The sequence below is a fragment of the Mucilaginibacter gossypii genome (genome assembly GCF_900100945.1).
Lineage (GTDB): Bacteria > Bacteroidota > Bacteroidia > Sphingobacteriales > Sphingobacteriaceae > Mucilaginibacter > Mucilaginibacter gossypii.
The window spans coordinates 1-9,021 of the sequence record NZ_FNCG01000038.1 but is presented as its reverse complement, the minus strand read 5'-3'; the positions used below and the strand labels follow the sequence as shown (position 1 = coordinate 9,021).

Below are 9,021 nucleotides of genomic sequence, written 5' to 3'. Positions count from 1 at the left end.
AGCAAAATTTCCCGCTTAAATACTTCCTGGGGGATAATGAGAATGCAATCAAAATACAGATATGGTGCGCTTTTATTGCCGATCTTCTAATCAAAATTGTCCAGGTACAACTCAAAAGACAATGGTCTTTCTCTAATCTGAGTTCTATTATAAGACTCCATCTGATGAGTTATATCCACCTATTTAACTTTCTGAACGATCCGGAGAAACTGTCCGTCATGTCAACAAATCACTCACGGCAACTAAAATTGGGGGGGCTTGGACATCCGCTTTAAAACCTAAATCCTTCTTTTTATATCATAATGCAGTCTTTTTATAACAATAACAAACTTTACCGGACAACAGTGAATATAATGTTGTTATGCGGCAGTTTCGTGTTTTTTATGAGCCTCTTCCATTTCCTTATATTCCCGTTGCAGCACACGCGCAGTTTGGGTACTGCCGTTATGGCTCCAGCCCGGCGGGTGAATAAAGTACCCTATTTTTGATTTGAGATCCGGGGCATTTCTGGCATCATGCAATAAAGCCTTCCATTCATGGAATAAAATATTCACGGGCCCCATATCTTGAGGTTGTTTAGTTAAGCCATATTTAACCGGCTCCGGTAAATCCTCATCGCGGAAAGTGCCAAATATTCTGTCCCAGATAATCAATACCATGCCCATGTTTTTGTCAAGATAAGGGATGTTTGACGCATGATGAACACGGTGATGCGCAGGCGTTACAAAAATCCACCCATACCATTTTGGCAAGGGGATTTTGTACTGAGTATGCACCAGATTGCCATAAAGCTGGGTAATAAGGTATGCATACAGGATATCTAAAGCGGTAAAGCCCATTAAAGCCAGCGGGAGGTAAAAGAATACCCGGTAAAGTGGTTCAAATACTGTTGACCGAAAGCCCGTGGTGAAGTTAAAATGCTCGGACGAGTGATGGGTAACGTGCATGGCCCAAAACATACGGCAGTAATGCCCGGTATAATGAAGCACCCAATATAAAAAGTCCTGTACAACAACCAATATAAACCAGTACCAAAAAATATTCTGAATTTGAAAAAGCCTGTAATGCTGGTAGGTATAATCAAGTATAAAAAAGGTAAATACCTTAACGCAGAGATTAATAACAACAGCCAGCGAAGTAAGATAAATATTGGTTAGTGTATCGCGGGTTTCATAGTACTTGCGATCTTCCCAATAGCTCAGAGCCATTTCAACAAGTGTTAAAACAACTAATAAGCCCATTAAAACAAGGGCTGCCTGATTTCGCGGATCCAAATGTTGCAGCATGTTACAGGTTAATGTAATATCTCAAACTTTCACAAAGTTCGTCGGCAGTACACACATTATCAATACTAAACTCACCTATATGTGTTAACAGGGTGCAATTAATTTCGTCTCCAACGTTCTTTTTGTCCTTTTTCATGTTCAGTAACAACTCATCAAAACTGTTTTCGTCGATGGTATATCTCGGATAAAGAGCGGTTAATACTGTTACAATTTCATGAAGTTCGCCTGAAGACAATCCCGCTTTTTTGTGGGCGAGGTATGATTCGCAGATCATGCCGATAGCCACTGCTTCACCGTGCGAAAGGCTGTCTTCGTCATGTAATAGAGAGTATGTTTCAACCGCATGCCCGATAGTATGCCCAAAGTTTAACGCCTTGCGAATGCCTTTCTCGTGCGGGTCCTCAATAGTGATTTTATTCTTGATTTCTACGGAGCGGTGAACAAGTTCAACCGAAGGATTTTTCAGGTCGCTGTTTTTAAGTTGATTCCAATAATTGGCATCAACAATTAAACCATGTTTAAGCATTTCGGCCAAACCCGAAAGGATCTGGCGAGGCGGAAGGCTTTGTAAAAACTCGTGCGCTATAAACACAGCTTTAGGCATAGTAAATGTCCCGATAATATTTTTTATGCCGTCAACATCGATACCTGTTTTGCCGCCCACAGAGGCATCAACCTGTGAAAGGAGGGTAGTTGGCACCTGTACAAAATCTATCCCTCTTTTATAGGTAGAAGCGGCAAAGCCTCCCATATCTGTAATAACACCGCCACCTAAGTTAATCATAAGGCTTTTACGATCGGCACCAAAGTCAATCAGCATTTTCCAAACCCCAACACAAAAATCAATGTTTTTGCTTTCCTCGCCCGATGAAACCTCGATCAGGTCGTAATTATTAAAATCTGTAAGTTTGCTGGTAAGTAAGGGCAGGCAGTGTTCGCCTGTATTTTCGTCGGTTAAAATAAAGAATTTTGAATAGTTGCCTTTTTTAACAAAATCAACTAATTCATCAAGGCTATTATCAAAATAAACCGAGTAATTATCGCTTAAAATAGTGTTCATTATTATATGACTATAATTTTATTTCCGTCGAACTCAACTGCGTCACCTCTTTTTACTTTGAGGCGTTTTCTGTAGTCAACTACGCCGTTGTACTTCACGAGGCCTTCAGTTACAACTATTTGCGCCTCGCCGCCGGTTTGCACTAAGTTCGCAGCCTTGAGTAGCTGGATCATGGGGATAAAGTCCCCTTCTAACTTAAATTCGATCATGGGATGGCAAAAATAAACTATTCATGCAATTATGAGTTATCATTTTATAATTTTGCAGATGACCTCTTTTGAAACTAACAATAATCAAGGACGAAATACGCCCTCGTTCGAAAATACAGAAATAGCTTTTCGCCATTCATCCAATACCGATCTTAACCGGGCCTACTGGCTGTTCAGGATGATCAATATTAACTTTTTGGTAAAGATAGGCCCGCCAGTTACCAATTTTGCCATGAAAATTGGTTTGCCGATAAAGAATATTATCAAAGCTACCATATTTAAACATTTTTGCGGCGGTGAAACCATTGCCGAATGTGATAATACCATTAAAAATCTTTACAGCGGCAGGGTAGGTACTATCTTGGATTATTCAGTAGAGGGAGAGGATGAAGAAACCGTATTTGATAATACCCGCGATGAGATTATCCGAACCATTGAGCGTGCAGCGAAAGATAAAGCCATCCCCCTTACCGTATTTAAAGTAACTGGTGTAGGCCGCTTTGGCCTGCTTGAAAAATTGGATGCCCGTCTTAAATTAAACGATACTGAAGAAGAGGAGTGGAGAAGGGTACAAAACCGCGTGCTGGCCATTTGTGATAAAGCGTTCAAAAACAACGTACCGGTAATGATAGATGCCGAAGAAAGCTGGATCCAGGATACCATTGATCTTTTGGCGCTTACCATGATGACTCAATTTAACAAGCAAAGGCCGATAGTTTATAATACCTATCAAATGTACAGGCATGATAAACTGGCTTCGATGTTAAATGATCATGCAATTGCTCAAAGCGAAGGCTTTATATTGGGAGCAAAAATAGTACGCGGTGCTTACATGGAAAAAGAACGTAAACGTGCTGAAGAAAAGGGCTACCCATCGCCAATTCAGCCCGATAAAAAATCTGCTGATCTTGATTATGATTCGGCGCTTGATTATTGTACCAGTCATATCAATGAAATAGCTTTTATTGCAGGTACACACAATGAAGAAAGCTGCCGTTTGCTGGCCGAATTACTGGACAATAAAGGTATTGATCATAAACATCCACATGTTTATTTTTCGCAATTGCTTGGCATGAGCGATAACTTGAGCTTTAACCTCGCCCATGCCGATTATAATGTGGCTAAATATGTGCCTTATGGACCGGTAAAGGCTGTACTGCCATATTTATTTCGCCGTGCACAGGAAAATACGGCTATAGCCGGGCAAATGAGCCGCGAGTTAAGTTTAATAACAAAAGAAAGAAAGCGCCGAAGCGCTAACTTATAAAACTACCATACAAAGAGGGCATTTATTAAATTAATTGCTCTCTTTTTGCAAAGGACTGTATTGTATCTGGAGCTGTCATTAGAAAGGTTTGGATACCCAACTTTTTTGCGGCCTCCAAATGCTGCGGACTATCGTCAATAAATAAGGTTTCTTCGGATATTAAATTATTTTCCTTAAGTACCTGTTCAAAAATGGCAGGCTCTGGCTTGCGTTTGCCTGTAAGGTGCGAGTAATATGTTTTTTCGAACAGGTGATCGTTTCCGTCAAAACCGAAATCGGTTTTAAGATAGTTCATGATATAATCGTAATGGATAGCGTTAATATTACTAAGCAAAAAAGTACGGTATTTGTCTTTCAGCTTTAACAGTAATTCGTGATTTCCTTCGGCAATTCCGACCAGGATACTGTTCCATGCGGCATCAATCTGATCATCCGTAAGGGATAGGTTGTTTGTTTTTTCCCTTACGTAATCCCTGAATTGTGTTGCAGTAACCTCGCCGCGATCAAATTTATCAAAAATTTCATCCTGAGTTTTGTGGCCAAAAAACGCTTCGGGGTTACTTATACCTAATTGATTCCATGATTGTTGAACCCGGAGAAAGTCGATACTGAAAATAACGTTACCATAATCAAAGATGATATTTTTAATATTTTCCATAAAAAGAGTTTGAGATATGGCCGCAAATATGTAAAATTGCACCCGCAAACAAAAACAAAATAACCGCGCCTATAGCTCAGTCGGTTAGAGTAGAAGACTCATAATCTTTTGGTCCCTGGTTCGAGCCCAGGTGGGCGCACAAAATGAGAGTTTTATTTAAACTTTCAAATCGATATAACCCTGTAAATTAATGATTTACGGGGTTTTTTATTTTTTAGTAATCCCTTTCAGTCCTTTAAAATACACCATTTCTGACACCAAAACGCCACCCCAAATTTAATTTTTAGGTTTGGGGGTTTTTTAAGAGTTAATCGGCTGTATTACAGTATTTTAAGTCCATAAAATAAAGACTCAAAAGTACTGCAAAAGATCAGAAATCTGCACCTTTTTTCATCTTAAAAAACCCCGAAACCGGAGGTTCGGGGGATCAAGTAATCGTTTTACTCACTTAAAAAAACTGTAAAAAGATGAGAACATCACAGTCATTTGGTGTACACTTCACCATTAAGAAGGACAAAGTTAAGGATGGTATCGCCTGCATTTACGCGGTAATTACCATTAACAAGGACAAAGTGATCTTTGCCCTGAAAAAGCGTGTTAACGTCGACCATTGGGACAAAGGCCATGGCGGGCTGAAAGTCAAAGTTCCCGAAGCCAAAGAAACCAATGGTTATCTGGAACAGGTCAGATTCACCATTACCTCCTACTACCAGCAATTGCAGCTTGACGGCAAGGAGATCAACCCGCAATTACTCAAAGCCTGTTTTCTGGGTGAAGACACCGAAGAAACCTACAATCTGAGTACGCTGATGGATTACCACAATGAAACCGCTTCTGCGGCATTGACATGGAGCACCCTTAAACATTATGCGGTTACCCGCCGCTACTTAGAAAAATTCCTTGCGGTAAAGTATCACACCACCGATATCCGTGTGAAAGACATCGACTATAAGTTTATCGTGGATTTTGAAACTTATCTGCGTAACCACAAACCTGCCGATCATCATCAGCCGATCAATAACAACGGCGTGATGAAACATTTGATCCGTCTGCGCAAAATGACCACGCTGGCCTTCAAACTGCAATGGATCAATAAAGACCCCTTCAAAAATTACAAGTTCCGGTATAAGAAGGTAGAGACCGCTTTCCTGTCCAATGCGGAATTAAAAGCGATTGAAAAACATGAGTTCGCCTCGGAATCATTGATCACCATACGCGATTATTTTCTGTTTGCCTGTTATACCGGCCTGTCCTTTGTCGACCTCATGAATTTGCAGGAGCGCAATGTCACCAACGGCGAGGACGGCGAAAAATGGTTAAAGCTGTTCCGGCAAAAAAGCAACGAACCGACCAATATTCCTTTATTACCGCCGGCTATGGCTATCCTGAATAAATACAAGGACAACCCGCGGTCGGTTACCCTGGGTACGATCTTTCCAGCCATCACCAACCAAAAGGTAAATATGCACCTGAAAGAAGTGGCCAAGATCCTCGGTATCAAAAAGACCCTCACTTTCGGTGTGGCCCGCCACACGTTTGCCACGACGATCACCTTAGCCAATAATGTGCCTATCGAAACCGTCAGCAAAATGATGGGCCATACGAAGATCGTGACCACGCAGATCTATGCCAGGGTCTTACTTAAAAAGATCAGCGATGATATGAGCGTGCTGAAGGAAAAATTGAAACCCGAGCCCAAACGCCCGGCAGCAAGAAAATCGAATGTTAAACCGGTAATGAAACGCGTAAGCTAATGGAACAGCTAACCAATGACAAACTTTTCAGGTCAGTCAGGGAACTGATCGAAAAGTCCCGCAGTGAGATCGTCCGGAACGTGAATACGGTGATGGTCTATACTTATTATCATATAGGGGAAATGATCGTTAATGAAGAGCAGGCCGGCAGCCAGCGGGCCGCTTATGCGGAAACCATCGTCAAAGACCTCAGTGAAGCGCTGACGCGCGAATATGGCAAAGGTTATTCGCATCGTAATCTGGACTATTTCAAAAGGTTCTACCTGTTATATCAGGAACGGATTGCGCAATCACTGATTGCGCAATCTGATACCTATAAAAACATTCCGCAATCACTGATTGCGTTTTCCGGTTTGTTCAAATTAAGCTGGACACATTACATACAGTTAATGAAGATTGCCGACCCCGGTGAACGGGGATTTTATGAACAGCAATCGGTAACGAATAACTGGTCAGTCAGGCAATTGCAGCGTCAGTACAATTCTTCCCTGTTCGAGCGGCTGGCGTTAAGCCGCGATAAAAAAAGTGTACTGGATAGTACGGAGGCAGGGCAAACGAGCGAGGAGCCGGTTCAGGCGCTGAAAAGCCCGTTCGTACTGGAGTTTTTGGGCTTAAAGGAAGACAGCGGTTATTCGGAGAATGATCTGGAAACAGCGATCATCAATAAACTGGAGCACTTTATGCTGGAATTAGGTAAAGGCTTTTTGTTTGAAGGACGACAGCGGCGTATCACCTTTGAAGGCGACCATTTTTGGATAGACCTGGTTTTCTACAACAGGTTGTTAAAATGCTTTGTCCTTATCGACCTGAAGATCGGTAAACTGACGCATCAGGATATCGGTCAAATGCAGATGTATGTCAATTACTATGACCGTAAGGTCAAACAGCCGGAAGAAATGCCAACTTTAGGCATCATACTTTGTAAGGAGGATAACCGCGCAGTAGTCGAATTCACGCTTCCCTTGGACAATGAGCAGATATTCAGCCGGGAATATAAACTCTATCTGCCAAGTAAGGAAGAACTCAAAAAACAAATCGAATAAATGATAGCATTAAAAAAAGATATGGTCATCATTGACTATGCGATCGGACTATCTTGCTTTAAACGCGGCCGGATATACTAAGACTATGATCGAAAAAATGGAGATGCGGGTGGATAATGTAAATGTCTGTGTCATCTGCCCGGTTATTAAAGCGGATTGGATAGCAGGCCGATAACCGTCAGTTGTGCTCGTAATTAAGGTTGAGGTGTCGCAAATGCGACACCTCAATTTATGGTACCAGGCGGTTTATCATACTTGTATTCAAGTTCACGTTTATCGGTCAAACGCGAAGAAAGTTGATCTCACGTATCCTAAGCGCTTAAGGAAGACAGGGATCACAACTAATGAATTCAGAAACTAAATCGACGTTTTTAGTACTTATTACGGTAAATGACGAGAAATTTAAATAAGGGCCTCTTGAGTTTATTATCATTTCTTTGTCAGAAAAAAAATCAACTTTGTTTATTTGAACACTGTTCAATATTTTTGATGCGTTTAAAATATTAATCAAATAATCATGAAAAAAGTACTGATCACAGGTGCAAGCGGAGGCATCGGACTGGAAACAGCCAAACAGCTGGCCGCACATGGCTATCAGCTAACCCTGGTGGCCCGCAACGAGGATAAATTAAATAAGGCAGTAAAAAGTTTAGCCGGTACGGGTCACACGGTTTTAGTTGCCGACCTGACGAACGAAGACGACCTGCAAAAACTGGCCGATCATTTAAAAACGGAGAAATACGATGTCCTGATCAATAATGCAGGCGCAGGTATTTACGGAAAGTTTATTGAGATTCCGTTAGCTGATCAATTAACTGGTATGCAGCTTAATATGGATGCTTTGGTAACCTTGTCTTACAGCTTTTTACAAAACGCCAAACCGGGAGATGCCTTGGTAAATATTGGCTCCCTGCTTGCACATTCATCCTTGCCGGGAGCGGCAGTATATGCAGCCACCAAAAGTTTCGTCGCCAATTTCTCCGAATCGTTATGGTACGAGTTCAAACAGAAGGATATTTTTGTGATGGGTTTTAACCCCGGTGCTGCTGCCTCAGACTTTCATGCAAATGCGGGCGGGCATGTCAGTGATTTTCCAAAATTTGTGCTGTCTTCTGTTGAGGATGTCGCTACAGAATTGGTTAAAGCATTGGAAAATAGGCGGAAGCCAAGGGTTGTACAAGGCTGGAAAAACAGGTTCATGCTGTTTGGATTTAAACTACTAAACCGGAAAGCCGCTGTAAACATTATGGGACAGATCAGCCCCGGCATGAAAAACTAATTTTGGATCCTGGTACGAAATTTCGCCACCCGGTCCGCACTCTTATATTTGTATCTTATTATTAATTAAAATGGGCATAGCAGAAAGAAAATTGGAAGAGAAACAAGAAATGCATAAACGCATCTTAAACGGCGCGCGTAAGGTATTTCTTGAAAAAGGCTATGAACAAGCCAGCATGCGTAGTATTGCCAACGAGATCAACTACAGCCCCGGCTCGCTTTATTTTTATTTTAAAGATAAAAGCGAGATCTTCCAGGAACTGCATAAGGAAGGATTTCAGTTACTGCTCAACCAGTTCAAAGTTTTAGACAAAGTGGGCGACCCTTTTGAGCGTTTAAAGGCTATGGGCCGCATCTTTATCCAATTTGCGCAGGAAAACAAGGATTATTATAACCTGATGTTTATTGTTGAAGAACCGACAAAAATGCCGGAAGATGGTGGTTTTAAGATAGCGCAGGAAGCGAT

The 9,021-nt window shown here is 41.6% G+C and carries 9 protein-coding genes and 1 tRNA gene; 6 read left to right on the top strand and 4 right to left on the bottom strand.

Annotated features, from left to right (window positions below):
• Positions 1 to 359: 359 nt before the first annotated feature.
• The 3 genes from BLS28_RS30335 to BLS28_RS30325 are packed head-to-tail and all read right to left on the bottom strand — an operon-like array spanning position 360 to position 2,555.
• Positions 360 to 1,286, bottom strand: coding sequence for a sterol desaturase family protein (locus BLS28_RS30335; protein WP_091176603.1), 927 nt, complete (start codon positions 1,284 to 1,286; stop codon positions 360 to 362).
• A 1-nt stretch (position 1,287) separates the two neighbouring features.
• Positions 1,288 to 2,346, bottom strand: a complete 1,059-nt coding sequence (aroB, locus tag BLS28_RS30330; RefSeq protein ID WP_091176601.1) for a 3-dehydroquinate synthase — start codon at positions 2,344 to 2,346, stop codon at positions 1,288 to 1,290.
• A gap of 2 nt (positions 2,347 to 2,348) precedes the next feature.
• On the bottom strand, positions 2,349 to 2,555 hold the full coding sequence (locus BLS28_RS30325) for an RNA-binding S4 domain-containing protein (protein ID WP_091176598.1): 207 nt from the start codon (positions 2,553 to 2,555) through the stop codon (positions 2,349 to 2,351).
• A gap of 58 nt (positions 2,556 to 2,613) precedes the next feature.
• Between BLS28_RS30325 and BLS28_RS30320 the strand changes: the two genes are divergently transcribed.
• Positions 2,614 to 3,822: a proline dehydrogenase family protein gene (locus BLS28_RS30320; protein ID WP_091176595.1), complete on the top strand. Its 1,209-nt coding sequence runs from the start codon at positions 2,614 to 2,616 to the stop codon at positions 3,820 to 3,822.
• Between the two features lie 25 nt (positions 3,823 to 3,847).
• Here the strand turns inward: BLS28_RS30320 and BLS28_RS30315 are convergent, their stop codons facing one another.
• Positions 3,848 to 4,480 carry an HAD family hydrolase gene (locus tag BLS28_RS30315; protein WP_176844616.1) on the bottom strand — a complete coding sequence of 211 codons (633 nt, stop codon included), beginning with the start codon at positions 4,478 to 4,480 and terminating at the stop codon, positions 3,848 to 3,850.
• A gap of 65 nt (positions 4,481 to 4,545) precedes the next feature.
• Between BLS28_RS30315 and BLS28_RS30310 the strand changes: the two genes are divergently transcribed.
• From BLS28_RS30310 to BLS28_RS30290, 5 genes are all read left to right on the top strand, one after another.
• Positions 4,546 to 4,619 (top strand) — tRNA-Ile (locus BLS28_RS30310).
• Between the two features lie 328 nt (positions 4,620 to 4,947).
• Positions 4,948 to 6,234, top strand: coding sequence for a site-specific integrase (locus tag BLS28_RS30305; RefSeq protein WP_091176593.1), 1,287 nt, complete (start codon positions 4,948 to 4,950; stop codon positions 6,232 to 6,234).
• Entirely contained in the window at positions 6,234 to 7,277 is a 1,044-nt protein-coding gene (locus BLS28_RS30300; protein ID WP_091176592.1) for a PDDEXK nuclease domain-containing protein, read from the top strand. Before BLS28_RS30305 ends, BLS28_RS30300 begins: the two co-directional genes overlap by 1 nt.
• Before the next feature lie 517 nt (positions 7,278 to 7,794).
• The gene (locus BLS28_RS30295) at positions 7,795 to 8,556 is read left to right on the top strand and encodes an SDR family NAD(P)-dependent oxidoreductase (RefSeq protein ID WP_091176590.1); all 762 of its coding nucleotides are present in this window, start codon (positions 7,795 to 7,797) and stop codon (positions 8,554 to 8,556) included.
• 70 nt (positions 8,557 to 8,626) lie between these two features.
• Positions 8,627 to 9,021, top strand: a 395-nt coding sequence (locus BLS28_RS30290) for a TetR/AcrR family transcriptional regulator (RefSeq protein WP_143020925.1), incomplete at its 3' end; no start/stop codon positions are given.